15 protein-coding genes are annotated in these 17,538 nt (G+C 41.8%); 7 read left to right on the forward strand and 8 right to left on the reverse strand.

The features are described 5' to 3' along the window. Window positions 1-41: 41 nt before the first annotated feature. Window positions 42-1,502 (reverse strand): Asp-tRNA(Asn)/Glu-tRNA(Gln) amidotransferase subunit GatA, encoded by a 1,461-nt coding sequence (gatA, locus tag NSTC731_RS30355; RefSeq protein WP_445628191.1) that lies wholly within the window; start codon window positions 1,500-1,502, stop codon window positions 42-44. Window positions 1,503-1,991: 489 nt separating this feature from the next. On the opposite strand from gatA, the gene NSTC731_RS30360 reads away from it, so the two are divergent. Continuing rightward, window positions 1,992-3,344 carry a helix-hairpin-helix domain-containing protein gene (locus NSTC731_RS30360; protein ID WP_445628192.1) on the forward strand — a complete coding sequence of 451 codons (1,353 nt, stop codon included), beginning with the start codon at window positions 1,992-1,994 and terminating at the stop codon, window positions 3,342-3,344. Window positions 3,345-3,546: 202 nt separating this feature from the next. Continuing rightward, window positions 3,547-4,143: a hypothetical protein gene (locus tag NSTC731_RS30365; RefSeq protein ID WP_445628193.1), complete on the forward strand. Its 597-nt coding sequence runs from the start codon at window positions 3,547-3,549 to the stop codon at window positions 4,141-4,143. A gap of 115 nt (window positions 4,144-4,258) precedes the next feature. Here the strand turns inward: NSTC731_RS30365 and NSTC731_RS30370 are convergent, their stop codons facing one another. From NSTC731_RS30370 to NSTC731_RS30395, 6 genes are all read right to left on the reverse strand, one after another. Beyond that, window positions 4,259-4,861 (reverse strand): cytochrome c oxidase subunit 3, encoded by a 603-nt coding sequence (locus NSTC731_RS30370; RefSeq protein WP_445628194.1) that lies wholly within the window; start codon window positions 4,859-4,861, stop codon window positions 4,259-4,261. A 117-nt stretch (window positions 4,862-4,978) separates the two neighbouring features. Further along, window positions 4,979-6,640 carry a cytochrome c oxidase subunit I gene (gene ctaD / locus NSTC731_RS30375; RefSeq protein WP_445628195.1) on the reverse strand — a complete coding sequence of 554 codons (1,662 nt, stop codon included), beginning with the start codon at window positions 6,638-6,640 and terminating at the stop codon, window positions 4,979-4,981. Between the two features lie 13 nt (window positions 6,641-6,653). Continuing rightward, window positions 6,654-7,568: a cytochrome c oxidase subunit II gene (locus NSTC731_RS30380; protein ID WP_445632212.1), complete on the reverse strand. Its 915-nt coding sequence runs from the start codon at window positions 7,566-7,568 to the stop codon at window positions 6,654-6,656. 139 nt (window positions 7,569-7,707) lie between these two features. Beyond that, entirely contained in the window at window positions 7,708-8,325 is a 618-nt protein-coding gene (locus NSTC731_RS30385; RefSeq protein WP_445628196.1) for a DUF2231 domain-containing protein, read from the reverse strand. Then, complete coding sequence (locus tag NSTC731_RS30390) at window positions 8,322-8,822, reverse strand: DUF2231 domain-containing protein (protein WP_322681949.1); 501 nt, start codon at window positions 8,820-8,822, stop codon at window positions 8,322-8,324. The genes NSTC731_RS30385 and NSTC731_RS30390 overlap by 4 nt, the downstream gene beginning before the upstream one ends. Before the next feature lie 899 nt (window positions 8,823-9,721). Beyond that, window positions 9,722-10,944, reverse strand: a protein-coding gene (locus NSTC731_RS30395) for an ISAzo13 family transposase (protein WP_445632172.1) whose coding sequence is annotated in 2 segments (ribosomal slippage) — window positions 9,722-10,464 and window positions 10,464-10,944 — 1,224 coding nt in all. Because the reading frame shifts where the segments join, the coding sequence is not laid out codon by codon here. A 260-nt stretch (window positions 10,945-11,204) separates the two neighbouring features. Here NSTC731_RS30395 and NSTC731_RS30400 point away from each other — a divergent pair. From NSTC731_RS30400 to NSTC731_RS30420, 5 genes are all read left to right on the forward strand, one after another. Continuing rightward, the gene (locus NSTC731_RS30400) at window positions 11,205-12,200 is read left to right on the forward strand and encodes a metal ABC transporter substrate-binding protein (RefSeq protein ID WP_445628197.1); all 996 of its coding nucleotides are present in this window, start codon (window positions 11,205-11,207) and stop codon (window positions 12,198-12,200) included. Between the two features lie 150 nt (window positions 12,201-12,350). Beyond that, on the forward strand, window positions 12,351-13,130 hold the full coding sequence (locus NSTC731_RS30405; RefSeq protein ID WP_445628198.1) for a metal ABC transporter ATP-binding protein: 780 nt from the start codon (window positions 12,351-12,353) through the stop codon (window positions 13,128-13,130). Window positions 13,131-13,175: 45 nt separating this feature from the next. Continuing rightward, window positions 13,176-14,039: a metal ABC transporter permease gene (locus NSTC731_RS30410; RefSeq protein WP_445628199.1), complete on the forward strand. Its 864-nt coding sequence runs from the start codon at window positions 13,176-13,178 to the stop codon at window positions 14,037-14,039. 64 nt (window positions 14,040-14,103) lie between these two features. Continuing rightward, complete coding sequence (locus NSTC731_RS30415) at window positions 14,104-14,676, forward strand: chemotaxis protein CheB (RefSeq protein ID WP_445628200.1); 573 nt, start codon at window positions 14,104-14,106, stop codon at window positions 14,674-14,676. Window positions 14,677-14,680: 4 nt separating this feature from the next. Continuing rightward, a complete protein-coding gene (locus NSTC731_RS30420; protein ID WP_445628201.1) occupies window positions 14,681-16,834 on the forward strand; it encodes a hybrid sensor histidine kinase/response regulator in 2,154 nt (717 codons plus the stop codon). 132 nt (window positions 16,835-16,966) lie between these two features. Here the strand turns inward: NSTC731_RS30420 and NSTC731_RS30425 are convergent, their stop codons facing one another. Continuing rightward, window positions 16,967-17,338 (reverse strand): DUF2237 family protein, encoded by a 372-nt coding sequence (locus NSTC731_RS30425; protein ID WP_322666773.1) that lies wholly within the window; start codon window positions 17,336-17,338, stop codon window positions 16,967-16,969. Window positions 17,339-17,538: the final 200 nt, after the last annotated feature.

Raw genomic sequence — 17,538 nt, forward strand, 5'->3', positions numbered from 1 at the left:
GAGCGCAGTCGAAACTCAGTACAAGCGACAAATGACAATTTTCAAGATATTTGAGGTTTACGCAGATGCCAAGCGGTAGATTGTTCATAAGCGTAAGCTACCTGAAACAGTTGGTCTTCTCGTAGCACATTGCCAATTAGCTGTAATCCTATCGGTAGCCCTTGCTCGTCAAAACCACATGGCAAACTCAAACTAGGTAAACCAGCAAGATTTACAGGAATAGTCATTAAGTCATTTAAATACATACTCAAGGGGTCAGTAGTTTTTTCCCCTGCTTTAAATGCTGTAGTGGGAGATGTGGGACAAACTAACACATCAACCGCGCCAAAAGCCTTTTCAAAGTCTTGCTTAATTAAAGTACGGACTTTTTGCGCTTTCAGATAGTAAGCGTCATAATAGCCAGCCGAAAGAGCGTAAGTGCCAATCATAATCCGGCGTTTGACTTCTGTGCCAAAACCAGCGGCACGGGTACGAGTATACATTGATAACAGATTATCTGCATCAGGAGCGCGATACCCATATTTAACGCCATCGTAACGAGCCAGGTTTGCTGATGCTTCTGATGGGGCGATGATGTAGTAGGTGGGTAAGCCATAGCGAAAGCGGGGACAGGAAATTATATGAATTTCGGCTCCCAAACTTTGTAGTTGATCTACTGCTTTGGTAACAGCTTGTTCCACAACAGAGTCTAAACCTTCACCAAAAGTTTCTTTAATGATACCAATTCTTAGCTGACCTCTGGGTTTGAAGTTTGGTTTTAAGCTAGCAGCATAGTTGGGAATGGGAACTTTCAGGCTGGTAGAGTCTTTGGGATCGTAACCTGCGATCGCACCTAATAATATTGCCGCATCTTCTACCGTATTTCCAAATGGCCCAATTTGATCCAAAGATGAAGCGTAAGCCACCAAACCATAACGGGAAACCAAACCATAAGTTGGTTTCATCCCCACAACACCGCAGAAAGACGCAGGTTGGCGAATCGAACCGCCAGTATCAGAACCGAGAGCAACTACACATTCTTGAGCCGCCACTGCCGCCGCCGACCCCCCAGAAGAACCACCTGGAACTCGTGACAAATCCCAAGGATTAGCCGTGACTTGATAAGCAGAGTTTTCAGTGGAACTACCCATTGCAAACTCATCCAAGTTGGTTTTACCTACCATTACCGCCCCAGCATCTGCCAATTTTTGCGTCGCTGTTGATTCATAAGGCGGCATAAAATTTTCCAAAATCCGAGAGGCGCAGGTGGTAGGAATCCCCTTGGTACACATATTGTCCTTGATACCCACAGGAATGCCCGCTAGCAGCCCAATTTCTTCTCCTGCGGCAATTTTGGCATCCACAGCACCCGCCTGCTCTAATGCCCGATTTGCCGTGACACATAGAAAGCTGTGCAATTTCGGCTCTAACGCTTGAATGCGCTCTAAAGCTTCTTGGGTAATTTCAACGGCAGAACGTTCTTTTTTAACTAGCTGTTGGTGCAACTCGCGGATGGATGCCATGATTGCTCTCTTTGTGACTCAAGTCATTGATTCTAGTACATATTGGTCAAAATTGGGTATTGGTTATTGGGCATTAGACTTCTTGCAGAAGTTGGGTAAAGGGTAAACAGGAAAGGGATAGAATTAACATTTCCCTTTAACCTTTCCCCCTTTCCCTACCTTTAACCTTTCCCCCTTTCCCTACAAGAGTGCAAAAGGTACAAATGCCAAGAGGTCTATTGCTTATTCTCCTCTGCTTGCCATTCCCCATTCATCTGACTAAGCGGATTAATATGTATTGAAATGGGTTTAATATGTTTTTAAAAACAGCAAATACATGGCTATCAACCATCTCTTGAATAGTTTGCCAAAGTTTTCATATATATTGGCTGCTTTTGTGTAAGAGTATAGCAGTGTTTTCTAATGATATAATTTTGTATTACAACCTTATTAATACTACAAACTTCATAATTTTATTTAACTCCACAAAATTTTTCTAGGTAAGGTAGGATGATAAAAATAGCCACACGTAAATATTTAGGCAAACAAAATGTTTATGACATTGGGGTGGAGTGTGACCATAATTTTACAATAAAAAATGGCTTAATAGCTGCTAATTGTTTCAATAAATCCCATTCGACAGCCTATGGTTATGTAACATATCAAACAGCATATTTAAAAGCTAATTACCCATTGGAATATATGGCGGCGCTGTTAACAGCTAACAGTGGTGATACCGATAAGGTACAGAGATACATTACTAACTGTACAAATATGGGGATATCCATAGATCCACCAGATATTAATCGTTCTGGTGTTGATTTTACGCCAACGGCAGGCAAGATTCTGTTTGGATTTTCGGCAGTGCGTAACGTGGGACAAAATGCGATCGCTTCTATTTTGTCAGCGAGAAGTGAGACAGGAGAGTTTAAATCACTCGCTGATTTTTGCGATCGCGTGGATTTGCGTGCTGTTAATCGCCGAACTCTGGAGTCGCTGATTTACTGTGGAGCCTTTGACAAAATTGAATCCAACCGCCAACAGTTAATTAACGACTCAGAATTAGTGTATGATTGGGCACAATCTCGTGCGAAAGATAGAGCTAGTGGTCAAGGGAATCTATTTGATTTATTGGGCGACGGTTTTTCTTCGACTCAGAATCAAAGAGCAAATAATGCCTTTGAAACTGCTCCCAAATCTAAACCTGTGACAGATTTACCCCCACAGAAAAAGTTGCAGATGGAGAAAGAATTATTAGGCTTTTATGTATCAGATCATCCACTGAAATCCTTACGGCAAATAGCACCACTTTTGACACCAATTAACCTTTCGCAACTAGGAGAACAAAGAGAAGATACACGGCTTTGTGCAGTTGTGATGTTAAATAACGTCAAAAAAGTAGTGACTAAAAAAGGCGATCAGATGGCGATCTTGCAAGTAGAAGACCTAACTACACAATTAGAAGCTGTAGTTTTTCCGAAAACTTATGAACGCATAAGTTCCCTACTCCAAGTTGATACTAGATTGATTATTTGGGGAAAAGTAGACCGACGTGACGAGCAAACTCAATTTATTCTTGAAGATGCAGAACCAGTGGAAACAGTACAAATGGTAATGGTGGAATTAAATCCCCAGCAAGCAGGTAATATGGAAGATTTACATCGCTTGAAAACGATTTTACAAGACCATTCAGTAGACAAAGAAAAGGCAAAAATGCCAGTGATTGGAATTATTCAAACTGAAACTTCTCGTAAACTTGTTCGCTTAGGTTGGCAATTTTGCGTACAAGATTCTCGAATAACTGTTCAAGCTTTGCAAAATGCCAGTTTTCCTGCTCATATAAAATCGCTGACTGGTAGCTGAGGTCAGGTGTGAAAAATCCACCAATACTAAAAAGCAACTTAAAAATTCGTTTTATTGAACTGTCAACAGTAAATTGCCTTAAGTATCTAGGATTTTCATCGTTTTTTTAGTTACTTATGCGGATGATAATTTCCTTGAGAGAATGGTATCTTTTGATGCTAATACCCTTAAGGCTGCGACCGGGGGAAGGAGTTAAAACTTGATGATTGTCAATGAGCTACATAGATTTGTTTCATACTGTAAAAAAATTCAACCCCAAACTCACGATGACATTCAAAAATTTTTTGAAGGAGTAATCTTGTTTCCTTATGATAAGGAACTTCTATTGCAAGCTTATTTATTTCTAAATATTAAAGAATTGTTTCCCTCGTGCGCTGAATTGCTATTGTTTGAAAAATCTCCAATTTCAGATTATACAGATTTAGGAAAGTGTGATTTTGTCTTCCTGACCTTTAAAGGTAGTCTGTTTTTAATTGAAACTAAGTTTATTGATACAGAAGCAACTGGAGCAACAGAACGAAAAAGGAGAAATAAGCATAGAAACAAGGTATTTGAGCAAGTCATTACTTTAAAAGGTCGATTTAGCGAATATTGGAATATGAGGCTAGACCAATTAGAGTGCGGGGTTTTCACAACAGATTCAGAAGTTGCTTGGCGAGGAAATGGTGTGAATGTTACATCTAAATCAATATCTATAGATAAGCTCGAACAATGGCGAAGAAGTTATCACAGTAGTCAAAAATTTTTATCTCATCAAGATGGCTCAAAATTTGAAGAGAAGGTTAATTTGAAAGGTTGAACTAAGATCCAAATTATAGTTATTACAGTGAATGGTGTATGGGGCATAAAAGTAATTAACAATGCCACATACACCAACCCAGAGAGTTTATCTGGGTTTTCCTTCCCAGCAATCTTTACTGCCAAACATAGATAAGGACAAACAAAATAATCCAGATAACATCGACGAAATGCCAAAACAATGAAGTTGCATTGACGCCGAAGTGACCTGTATCGTAGTTGCCAGGTAGAAAAGAACGTACCAAAATTATCAACTGCAACAGAATACCAGTGAAAACGTGCAAACCGTGGAAGCCTGTAAGTAGATAGAAGGTTCCACCAAATACCCCGGAGGTGAAACCAAAGGCGAGGCCGTTCCATTCAATCGCCTGTCCAACTAAAAAGTAAGTTCCCATTGCCATTGTTGCTAAGAGAAACAGGCGAAATTTCACTAAGTCATGGCGTTGAAGGGCGCGTTCTGCTAAGTAAATTACAAAGCTACTAGCGACAAGAATTACTGTGTTGATTGCCGGTTCTTTTACTTCTAGTCCAGAAACACCTGCTGGTAGCCAGTTAGGGGTTGTTGTTTTGTAGATGGCATATCCGGCGAAAAAACTCAAGAAAATGACGCTTTCTGAGAGGAGGAAGACAATGAAGCCAAACATTTTGTTGCCTTCTTCGTCGTGACTGTGTTCTGCGGTTGTATGGGGCAATTCGTGGGAATTGATATAGCTGTCCATGTTGGTTTTTGAGAGGGGGAGTTTGAAACGCATAGGCTTTGCCTTCCCGCAGGGTAGGTACGCGGAGGGAAGCGCAGAGGTACGCGGAGGGTTTTTGCGTCTTCCCGATGGTTGGCGTTATTCTGGGAGGTTGGCTGTTAAGGGTTCTGATTTGCCGTAGCCGTAGGGTTCGGAGATGATGATGGGAGTTTCTTCAAAGTTTTCTACTGGGGGGGGTGAAGAAACTAACCACTCTAGTCCGATCGCTCTCCAAGGGTTAGCGGGTGCTTTCTCGCCTTGCATCCAAGAAATCACCATGTTGAAGATGAAGGGCAAGGTAGACATTCCTAAGAGAAATCCGCCGAGGCTAGCGATGATATTCCAGAATTGATACTCTGGGGCGTAGGAAGCGACTCGGCGTAGCATTCCTTGCAATCCTAATGGGTGCATGGGCAAAAAGTTGAGGTTGGTGCCGATGAAGGCTAACCAGAAGTGGATTTTACCCCAGCTTTCGGAGTACATCCGCCCAGTCATTTTGGGGAACCAGTGATAAATGGCTGCAAATAAGCCCATCGTCACGGTGCCGTAGAGGACGTAGTGGAAGTGTCCGACTACAAAGTAAGTATTGTTAACGTGGACATCAACGGGCACGGAAGAAAGCATGATGCCTGTGATGCCGGCGAACACAAACATGATTAATCCACCCAGAGCAAATAACATGGGGGTATTTAGTCGCAGTTTACCGCCCCAAATAGTTGCTACCCAAGCAAATACTTTAATTCCTGTGGGTACAGACACACACATTGTCGTCAGCATGAAAATCAACCGCATCCAGCCTGATGTACCACTGACGTACATATGGTGTACCCAAACAATGCCGCTTACTCCTGCAATCAAGATGGATGAAATAGCAACTACTTTGTAACCAAATAGAGGTTTACGTGAATAAACTGGGAAGATTTCTGAGAAAATCGCAAAGACGGGCAAAATAATCACGTAAACGGCGGGGTGGGAGTAGAACCAGAAGTAGTGCTGGAACATAACTGGATTCCCACCCTTGCTAGGGTCAAAAAAGGCGGTGCCAGCTGTGAGGTCAAGTAGCAGCATCACCGCACCAGCTGTCAATGCAGGTAGTCCGAATAGTTGGATGATTTGGGCGCTAAATACTCCCCAGACAAACAAGGGCATCCGAAAGAAGCCCATTCCTGGGGCCCGCATCTTCACGATTGTAGTGACAAAGTTCACTGCCCCCATAATTGAGGATACGCCGGATATTGCCACGGCTAAGAGCCAGAGAACTTGACCATTAATCAAGTTACCTGTGGGATTCTGGAGACTGACTGGTGGGTAAGACCACCAACCGGCTTGAGCTGGGCCACCAGGTACAAAGAAACTACCCATCATCAAAATCCCAACTACTGGCACCATCCAAAAGGCGACGGCGTTGAGGCGGGGAAATGCCATATCTCGCGCCCCAATCATCAGGGGCACTAGATAGTTGGCAAAGCCAACCAGTGAGGGAAATGTCCACAAGAACAGCATCACAGTGCCGTGCATGGTGAACATCCCGTTATAGACGGTGCGATCGACTAAATCTGATTCGGGTGTCATCAGTTCTCCCCGCATCACCATCGCAAAGATACCGCCGACGAGAAAGAAGAAGAATGAGGTAACGAGATACTGGATACCAATTACCTTGTGGTCGGTACTAAAGCTGAAGTATTCTTTCCAGCTACTTGGAGATTCGTGGTTATGCTTCTCATTAGGGAGAAGAATACCTTCAATAGGAACATTAGTCATGATTACTTTCCTTTCAACCAGGTGAATTGACTAGAGGAGGTGCAGCAGGTGGAACTGTAACCCAACCAGTTTGGACTGATTGATTGGATGTTTGGGCATACTCAGAAGCTGCCTGATTATTTGCTAGGGATGGCTTTTGGGTTGCAGCTTGTGCCAGCCAATGCTGATAATCTTCAGGAGATTCGACGACTACATTTGCCTGCATCGTCGCAAAGTATGTGCCGCTATATTGGGAATCGGTTAATCGGTATTGTCCGGGGCGGATGGGAGTAAATTCAAAGTCGATCGCGTGGTTAGGAATAATATCCTGCTTGAGGCGGAACGCAGGTATATAGAAGCCGTGCAAAACATCCTGCGATCGCAGTGCTAAACGTATCCGGCGATCGCTTGGTAAATGCAATTCGGTACTGGTAATATCTCTCTCTGGGTAATGAAAAACCCATGCCCACTGTTTAGCTAGGACATCGATTTTTTCTACAGGTTCTGCTAAGTCCTTAGCTGGTGCTGCATAAGCTGATTCCATTGCCAGGGGATTATGCAGATGAACTAGTTCTGATGGGCCTTGAATCCCCATTTGTTCGTAAACTTGGTAGCTGTAGCCTGCAATCCAAAATACCAAAAGAATTGGAATTGCTGTCCAGACAATTTCTAGGGTGATATTACCTTCAATCGCAGGGCCGTCAGTGAAGTCATCTTTGACTACCCGATGGAAGATTACAGAATACATCAGAGTACTTGTTACTCCCAAGAAGATGAAGGCACCGAGGGTTACTAAGAAGCTAATTAAATCATCAATGAGTAGGGATTCGGCTGCTGCTTGCGGAGGAAGCCAGGAGTAAGCCTGCTTGCCGATCCAGAGACTCGTAACAGTCACTGCGATCGCGCCTGTAAGCAGCGTCAAAATATTTAAAATCTTCTGGATTTTCATCATTGGTTATTGGTCATTGGTTATTGGTCATTAGTCATTAGTTATTGGTCATTGGTCGATCGTTAGTAACTTTAAACAAATGACATAGACGCTTCTGCGGCTTCCCGCAGGGTAGGACAAAGGACAAATGACAAATGACTTACTTGAGTGTTGTGTTGAGGTCTTGGCCTAATCGCAGCAAATTATCTGCTGTATTGTGTACGCCAAACTCGGCGGCTAGTTGCGCTCCTAGTGTGCCGTGGATGTACATAACGAACATGATTGCAATGCCTGCGAACAGATAGATCCATTGCACTTCTCTATCTGTCTGTTTATATTCTTGTTTGCCCCAAACGAAGCGCTGCCATGCTCTCCAGACGGTCATGCTAACAATCAGTGCTAATAAGAACACACCACCCACACCATGCCAAAGCATAGTTTCCATTGCCTGCAATCCCCAGGCACTCTTTATATCTGCTGGTGGTGTTGCCAACAGCATTTCGTAAAAGCCTGCTCCCACTGTGAAAAATGTGATGATGCTGGCAGCTAACATGTTGTACCAGCCAACAGTAAATAAGTTGTCACGTTCGACAGTAATTGCCAAAAATTTGAAGACCCATTTTTCAAAGGGGAACAAAACACCAACAATATCAAAGGTCATCGCAATGATGAACAAACCTATTGTCAGATGGACTAAGTTGGGATGGATGGGAATTGTGTAAGGTAATCCGTTTGCACCTAAAGAGCCGTTCAATTGGTCAATTAATTCTGAGTTCATCGCAACACACCATCCTTTACTGCTTCCACAACTGGCACGGTATGCAATCCATACACCCAAACAAGTTCATCTCCGAGATATACCTGCAAGCCAACTATTAAGGTTAAAATTAGTCCGGCTCCCAAATAATAAATCGATACTTTTTGCGGATTGCGGGCACGAATTACATAGCGCCAAGCTGTAATCGCTGTGATAATTCCTGAAAGCGACCAGCCAATTAGCGTATGCAAATTCAGCACCGATTTCGCTAAACTGTAAGGCTGTGCTAATCCCGCTTCAAACTGACCAAAAATAATCGCGACGAAGATGGCGATCGTGGCAACTAACATATTCCACCAACTCACCTCAAAAAGACCGGATTTACCAGTAAAATAGCCGATTACATCGCAGAAGAAGGAAAACAACACCATCGCAATTACGAAGTGGACAACGATGGGATGAATCGTATCTGGATAGGGCAAATTGTGGTCGTTCAAAGATGTCAAATACTCAAGCATCGTCTTCTCCTGGACATATCTACCGCACTTTGGTCAATAAATTTTGGATTTTTGAATTGGCGATCGCGCAGTCTTAGCGAGCGTCTTTTAGATTTATTCCGTCCCAGACGAGATATAAACTAGAAGACCCTAATCAAAAATCTCAAATCGCTAGTCAAGCTTCAATAATTGATGGACACTCACTAACTTCACCACAAGTATCCATTCATAATTGATCGGATTCTGTTCAATATCTGCGCGGTACAATACGCTTAATCATGTCTTAGCTTTTTGTAGCCAAATTTGATTAAATTGCCTACATGGAATAATTTTTGTTTTGATTCATTTCCTTATGCCAATAGTCTGCAACAGCAATTTTTGATGTAGCTAAATCAAATCGCTGTCGTTTGTTGATTTGCTTAACCTATCCTTTAGCTTAAGTAAATTTTTATGAATTGTCAAAACAATAAATATTAAACTTTTAAAAGTTAGTGTTTTAACAAAAAAATATTTTTACAATGTATTTATTTTTGCAATTTATAAAATATAAAAACGTGGAAATATTATATTTGTCTGTAAGGTATTTCACAATAGTAAAATATGTGTTTGTGATGTAAATAACAAAAATATTTGAATCACTCAAAAAAACCTTTAAAAAGATAAAAGTAAGGAATCATGGTTAAGCCAGAACTCAGAAATACACTTTAAGGGACTTCCAAAGAATAAATTGTCCCAAAAATTAATCTTTTGGCAGTTACTCAATAATGATAATCATTATTAAGGGGAAGAGAGCGGCAGCCGTCGGCTGCCGCTCTCTTCCCCCCTTTGTAAGCATGAAAAAATCTACACTCGCACGAGCAAGCCGCAAAGTGAAGTTATGTTTATTTAAGACTATAAAGCTGTAAATTACTATTTATAACTTACGTTTTGGCAAAATTAATATCAATAAACCAATTACCCAGATTGGGAAAAAATTCGTTTTGAGAATGAGTCAAACGCTCAATTTGTTTCTCAATTTCCGACATAGCTTTTTTTGTGAGTTTCACTCCGGTGGCGTAAGTTTGAGTAACTAACTTAACAATTGGATGTTTACCCTTCCATGTCATACTAGCAGCCAAGTTTAAAGCCGTTTCTATTTCATCTAAGATGCTGCCGTTCCAATGATTTTCTAATACTGCCCATGTTCTTTCTATGGGATTATATTTGCTATGGTAAGGCGGATAGTAAGCTAAACGTATATTCAATGAGTATTTCTGGGCAAACTCTACTATACGTTTCATAAACTGGGTGCGTCGAGAACTATTCTCTGGCCCATTATCTTGATTGAGCAGTAATGTTTCAACGTGAGAAAAACGATGTTTCTCACTCATCCAAAAATCCTCTAAAATATCAACTATAAAATCGCTTGTAACTTTCGATTCCGTAAAATATAAAAAAAGTTCATCAAGCTCTGGAAGGAATATCCCATAAGGAGTTACGGTTGTTTTAGGATGATAATCATGGTCATCAGCTTCGACCTTAGCCCGGCTTTTACCTCCTCGGTCAAATGAGCTAATTTTGACGCGAGCTTTTCCATCCAGCGACAGACGCAAGACACTTCCGTCAGAAGATGCATTTTGATTTACTATATCTAGTTGCTCAAAGATTGCGTCGGTTTGGGGAATTTTTTTTGAGGTTGAACTTTAGCTACTCGTCTCAAGTTATAGCCTAAGAGGTTCAGTTTCAGACGAATCGTTTCTGACGTAGGTAAATCTTCATTCCTATAATCATACTTTTCTATTAATTGCTTTCTCACTTCGGTAGCACAGAGACGAGTATATAGTCTTTGACTTTTAAAAGTTGGGTCTGTCTGGCTTTGGGAATCTACTAAATTTTTGATATCTTCTAGGAGATTTGGTAAATGTAATTCTGCTTTATAGCGACCTTTTGCGCTCATATTGTCAATACAGGTAACACCACTAGTTAATTCTTTCATCCCTTTACGGATAGTACCTCGATTCCATCCTAATTCCGATTCTGCAAGTCTCTGTCCACCTACACCCAAACCTTGGACTGTTGACGCTATAAACTTACGTTTTGCAGCACCTTTTAATTGAGATGCTGTTTGTTTTAATAGTTGTTTCAGTGAAGAAGTTAATACTATAGACACCTCTGCTGCACCCAAAAATTCATCATTACTGAATTTACTACAAAAAGGAGGGGAGAAAGCGGCAGCCATCGGCTGCCGCTTTCTCCCCCCCTAAAATGATTATCATTATCTTAAATGGGATGTTTTATTTTTTGGAAGTCCCATTATTGCAACAGGTTCGCTTTTTTACTCTAATATTATTTTCATAATTCTTTCATTTTTCTCTTACTTCTGCTAAAGTGAAACAAAAGTGAGAAGATTATGAAATTGCTATAATGAGATTTAATGTCAATAACCAGATGCAACTACCGCAGCACGGGCAAAAATTGGCTTTAGCGTCTGGGCTGCTATTGTGGCTATGTTTGAGTGGGTGTAGCCCGTCAATTTCCAATTCTCAACCACAGTTAAGTCCAAACCCAGGCACAACTAACACCAACCTAGATAAAAAAGGTAAAAAAGTAGTTCTTACCACCTTTACAGTCATTGCAGATATGGCGCAAAACGTCGCAGGAGACAAGGCGATTGTTGAATCCTTGACCAAACCAGGGGCGGAAATTCATGGTTATGAACCAACTCCTAGCGATTTGGTGAGGGCGCAAAAAGCAGACCTAATTTTGAATAATGGTCTGAATTTAGAGCGTTGGGCACAGAAATTGTATAACAGCGTTCCTAATGTCCCTCACGTTACCCTAAGTGAGGGAATTAAGCCTGTCGAAATTGCTGAGGATGCCTACAAAGGGAAACCTAATCCCCATGCTTGGATGTCACCAGAAAACGCCTTGATTTACGTAGAGAATATTCGTAAGGCATTGGTTAATTTGGACTCAGCGAATGCAGAGACTTATAACACCAATGCCAAAGCATACAGCCAAAAGATTAAGGAAGTTGATGAGAAACTGCGAAAAGCCGTGTCAGTAGTTCCAGCAGACAAGCGTTACATGGTAAGCTGTGAAGGCGCTTTCTCATACGTCACCCGCGATTATGGCTTGAAAGAAGCTTATCTCTGGGCGGTTAACTCTGAACAACAAGCTACTCCCAAACAGCTAGAAAAAGTCATTGATATAGTTAAAAAAAATAAAATACCTGTAGTTTTCTGTGAAAGTACAGTTAACGATGGAGCGCAACGTCAGGTAGCGAGAGAATCGGGAGCAAGGTTTGGTGGAGTATTTTACGTTGATTCCCTATCTCCAGCAAACGGGCCAGCACCAACTTATCTCAAGTTGCTAGAAGGTAATATTAATACTCTAACTCAGGGATTAGAGGAAAAGTGAGCAAGTATGCAAGAATAAATCTAACTATTGAAAATAAGCTGGTATTAAGGGCTTTAGTCTTGCTTTGTTCTCTGGAAAACGTTACGTGTTTGCAAAGAGAGCTAAAGCCGCTCATTACAAACTACTGATTAATTTTAGAGGTTATTTTTTGTGAAATCTATTAGTATTGATGTCGAAAATTTGACAGTTGCTTACCACGGCAAAGTTGCTTTACATGGTGCTTCTTTGCAAATTCAAGCAGGTTCAATTAGTGGTTTAGTAGGGATGAATGGTAGTGGTAAATCAACCCTATTTAAGGCAATTATGGGTTTTTTGAAGCCAGTTACAGGAAGGGTTTTGATTAATGGTTTACCGATAAAAACTGTACAGAAAAAAAGCTTGGTTGCTTATGTACCACAGTCAGAAGAGGTGGACTGGAATTTTCCAGTAAGTGTCCATGATGTGGTGATGATGGGGCGCTACGGATACATGAATATACTGCGAATTCCGTCGGCGAACGATCGAAGAGTGGTGAGGGAGAGTTTGGAAAGGATGCAAATGTGGTCGATGCGCGATCGCCAAATTGGAGAACTCTCTGGCGGACAAAAAAAACGTGCCTTTCTCGCCCGTGCTTTAGCACAACAGGGAACAGTTTTACTATTAGATGAACCTTTCACCGGGGTAGATATCAAAACAGAAAAAGCGATGATTGACTTATTGCTGGAATTGCGAGAAGAAGGTCATACAATTTTGATTTCTACTCATGACTTAGCGTCTATCACTACTTTCTGCGACCAAGTAGTACTCATTAATCGTACTATTTTAGCTTATGGTGATACATCCGAAGTTTTCACAGAAGAGAATCTCTCACGGACTTTTGGTGGTTCTCTTGGAGATTTATCTCTCAACAAAAGTCAGATAATCCGTGGAAATCAAGGTGAATCTGATTGATTGAGAATTTTTAGTTAATATTGCTTGGATTAAAGTTATACAAATATGAATACTCTTGCATTCTTAGACTGGTTCACTACACCCCTACAGCATGAATTCATGGTGAAGGCAATTTGTGTAAGTGCCTTAGTTGGGGTGGTTTGTTCTGTTTTATCTTGTTTTATGACCCTAAAAGGTTGGGCATTAATGGGAGATGCTGTTTCCCATGCGGTAATGCCTGGGGTAGTAATTGCTTATGTTTTAAATATTCCTTTTGCTGTAGGCGCTTTTGTCTTTGGAGTGGGTTCAGTTATTGCGATCGGTTATATCAAAGCGAAGACGAGAATTAAAGAAGATACTGTCATTGGACTTGTATTTACAGGATTTTTTGCTCTGGGTTTGGTACTAGTTTCCAAAACTCCCAGCAGCGTAGACTTGACGCACATCTTGTTTGGAAATGTCTTGGGTATTTCTAATGAAGATATTATCCAAACGGTGATTATTAGCGTAATTACTTTAGTAACAATAGCTGTTTTACGCAAAGACTTACTATTATTTTGTTTTGACCCCACTCATGCACGTTCTATCGGTTTAAATACAGCAACGCTACACTATATTTTACTATCATTACTCTCGCTAACTGCTGTCGCCGGACTCCAGACAGTGGGAATTATTCTGGTTGTAGCGATGTTGGTTACTCCGGGAGCAACAGCTTATTTATTAACAGACCGTTTCGACCACATGATACTAATTGCAATGGCATCGGGCGTATTTTCTAGTGTCATGGGGACTTACATCAGCTATCATATCGATGGTGCAACGGGGGGTTGCATAGTTGTGTTGCAAACCTTGTTGTTTATCGTAGCAATGATTTTTGCACCTAAGCATGGGTTACTGGGAAGAGCAAAGAAGCAAGAAAACACTGACTGATTCAGTATGAAATACTCTTTGCTATTTACCTAATTCGCATTCTGTAGGTGTGAGGGCGAAATAAGTGTCGTTTAAAATTGTGGTAATTGGTACTTCTTTAGGCGGATTATCAGCACTGAAAATCGTCTTGGGTAATTTACCAGCGGACTTCCCTGTACCGATCGCGATCGTACAACACCGTCATAAAGAATCTAGCAACACACTCCAGAATTTATTACAAGAATCCACTTTGTTGAAAATTCGCGAAGTGGAAGACAAGGACGAAATACTACCGGGATATATCTACATCGCCCCAGCAGATTATCATTTACTGGTTGAACCAGGTCACTTTGCTCTTTCGACTGATGAGCCTGTTTCTTATGCAAGACCATCTATTGATGTGCTGTTTGAGTCGGCAGCTGATGTCTACACAGAAGAAGTTATTGGTGTAATATTGACAGGAGCAAACCAAGATGGTATGCAAGGTCTTAAGAAAATAAAAGCGCGGGGAGGAATTACTATTGTACAAGAACCTGCCACAGCTGAAAGCGACATTATGCCAGAGGCAGCAATTTCTGCTATTGAAGTAGACTGGATTTTGACACTCTCAAACATTGCTTCCCAGATGGTCAAGCTTTGTCAATCATCACCGAAATAAACCGATGCAGATGGAATCCAAAGTCAACATCCTCCTAGTAGATGATAAACTAGAAAATTTGCTGGCACTAGAAGCAATCCTAGAAAAACTAGGGGAGAATCTCGTGAGAGCTACTTCCGGGGAAGAAGCTTTGAGGTGTCTGCTGCATCAAGACTTTGCAGTGATTTTGCTGGATGTGCAAATGCCAGGGATGGACGGTTTTGAAACTGCTACCTTAATTCGCAATCGAGGGCGATCGCGTCACACTCCAATTATCTTTCTTACCGCCTTTAGCACCAGCGACCAAATGCTGTTTAAAGGCTATGCCTTGGGTGCTGTTGATTATCTGCTTAAACCACTAGACCCCAATATTTTGACTTCCAAAGTCACAGTATTCGTAGAACTGTTTAAGAAAACAGAAGCCATCAAGCAACAAACAGCGCAACTGGTAGCTGTGAATACCGAACTCAGGCAAAGTGAAGAACGATTCCGATCGCTAAGTACCTGCTCACCCGTTGGGATTTTTGAAACTGATACTGAAGGTAACTGTAAATATACTAATCCCCGATATCAGATAATTTGTGGTCTGAAAGCCGCAGAGAGTTTAGAGAAAAGATGGCTAGAATCTGTTCATCCAGAAGATAGAGAACGAGCGATCGCTAGTTGGTCTGCTTACATTTGTGAAGGTCGGGAATACTCAGAAGAATTTCGCTTTCAAGCTGCTCACGGTAATATTCGTTGGGTTCAAGTCCGCTCATCACCGATGCTTTCCAGTCAAGGAGACTTGTTGGGTTATGTAGGCACTCTTGAAGACATTACCGAACGCAAGCAAGCAGAAGAAGTCCGCGCTCAAGTGATTCGCGAACAAACGGCAAGACACGAAGCAGAAGCTGCGAATCGGATGAAAGATGAGTTTCTAGCAGTTCTCTCCCACGAACTGCGCACGCCTCTAACCTCAATGCTAGGCTGGTCAAAAATCCTCCGCACCAAGAAACTTGACGAAAAAGCCACTTCTCGCGCCTTGGAAGCGATCGAACGCAACGCCATATCTCAGATGCAACTAATTGAGGATATTTTGGATGTATCCCGGATTATCCGCGGTCAGTTGCGGTTAAACGTATCGGCAGTCAATCTAATCTCGGTGATGGAGGCAGCTTTAGAGGCAGTGCGTCCTCTAGCAGAGCCAAAAGAGATTCAATTAAATACTCTGCTGGATACTTCCATAGGATCGGTCTATGGCGATCCAGCCCGTTTACAGCAAATTGTCTGGAACCTACTAACTAATGCAATAAAATTTACCCCTAAAGGTGGCAGGGTAGAGGTTAGGCTATCAAAGCATTTTGGATTTTCGATTTCAGACTTCAGCGTGAGCGCTCAGTCGAAGGATTTTGGATTGGGATCTGATGGGAATTTAGCCTCTTCAAACACTGATGAAAGCAGTAATATACAATCCAAAATTCAAAATTTAGAATCTCAGTACGCCCAAATTGAAGTTATCGATACAGGCGTTGGTATCAGTTCCGAGTTTTTACCCAAAGTATTTGAGCGTTTTCGCCAAGCAGACAGTACCACAACGCGATCGCACAATGGATTAGGACTAGGATTAGCGATCGTCCGTCATCTAGTGGAACTGCACAAAGGTGCAATCTTTGCCGAAAGTTTAGGTACTGGACAAGGAGCAACCTTTACAGTAAGACTACCACTTCTACAAGACAATAAGGGTAGTAGGGTGAGTAGAGAAGCTACAGGAGAAATTTCTTCCCCTGTGGCATCGACACCCCTTGCTGGATTAAGAGTTTTAGTTGTAGATGATGAAGCAGATACCCGTAACTTTCTCAGTTTTATGTTTGAGGAGTATGGGGCTTTTGCCAGTGCGGTAGCATCAGTTGATGAAGCGCTAGTAGTAGTTGAACAAGCAAAACCAGATATCTTGATTAGCGACATCGGTATGTCAGAGCAAGATGGTTATACACTGATTAGGAAACTGCGCTCTTTAGAACCAGAAAAAGGTGGACGCATCCCCGCGATCGCTTTAACAGCATACACGCGAGAGGAAGACCGCTTAAAAGCCCTAAAAGCTGGGTTTCAGCAGCATTTATCTAAGCCAATTGACCCCAATAAGTTGATTTCTGCGGTTGCCAATATCTTAGAACTGCCTATTGAAGTTCGAGTGAGTTGATTTGGAATTGGGAAGAGGGGAGCAGGGGAGCAGGGGAGCAGGGGAGCAGGGGAGCAGGGGAGCAGGGGAGCAACAAAGAAGTTGCAGTAAGTCTTTCCCCTCTGCCCCTCTGCCCCTCTGCCCAATGCCCAATCAAGACGAACTTAGAGCATGTTTTTTCAGTTCGTCTAGAGAAACCACTTCTAAAGCTCTAGCATGGGTTGCTGAAAGTATTACGGGTGGAGCAACGCCAGCTTCTAGAGCTTCTTGCCAGCGAGAAGCACACAAACACCAGCGATCGCCAGGTTTCAATCCAGGAAAATTAAAGTCAGGAACAGGTGTGCTGAGATCGTTCCCTTGTGATTTGGTAAACTCTAGGAATTCTGATGTCACTTGGGCACATACAACGTGCGATCCGAAATCTTGACCACCTGTACGACAAAAGCCGTCGCGGTAAAACCCAGTCACGGGAGAAGTACAGCAAACCTCTAGGTTTCCATCGATTACATTTTTAGCGTCTGTCATCGTTAATTCGTTGTACTTGATTTTTCCACTTAATATAAGCTTATATTTATTGTCAATTTCCTGGTTCAAGAAAAATCGCGATCGCTAATTAATTCCCAAAAGCCAGGGAATGCTAAAATTATTTACTCAAAATCGTTAAAAATAAATTTTTCAGCAGAATATCTAAGAGCAATCGCTCTCATTTTAAATAGAAATAAAAA

It is taken from the genome of Nostoc sp. DSM 114167, from assembly GCF_052692655.1.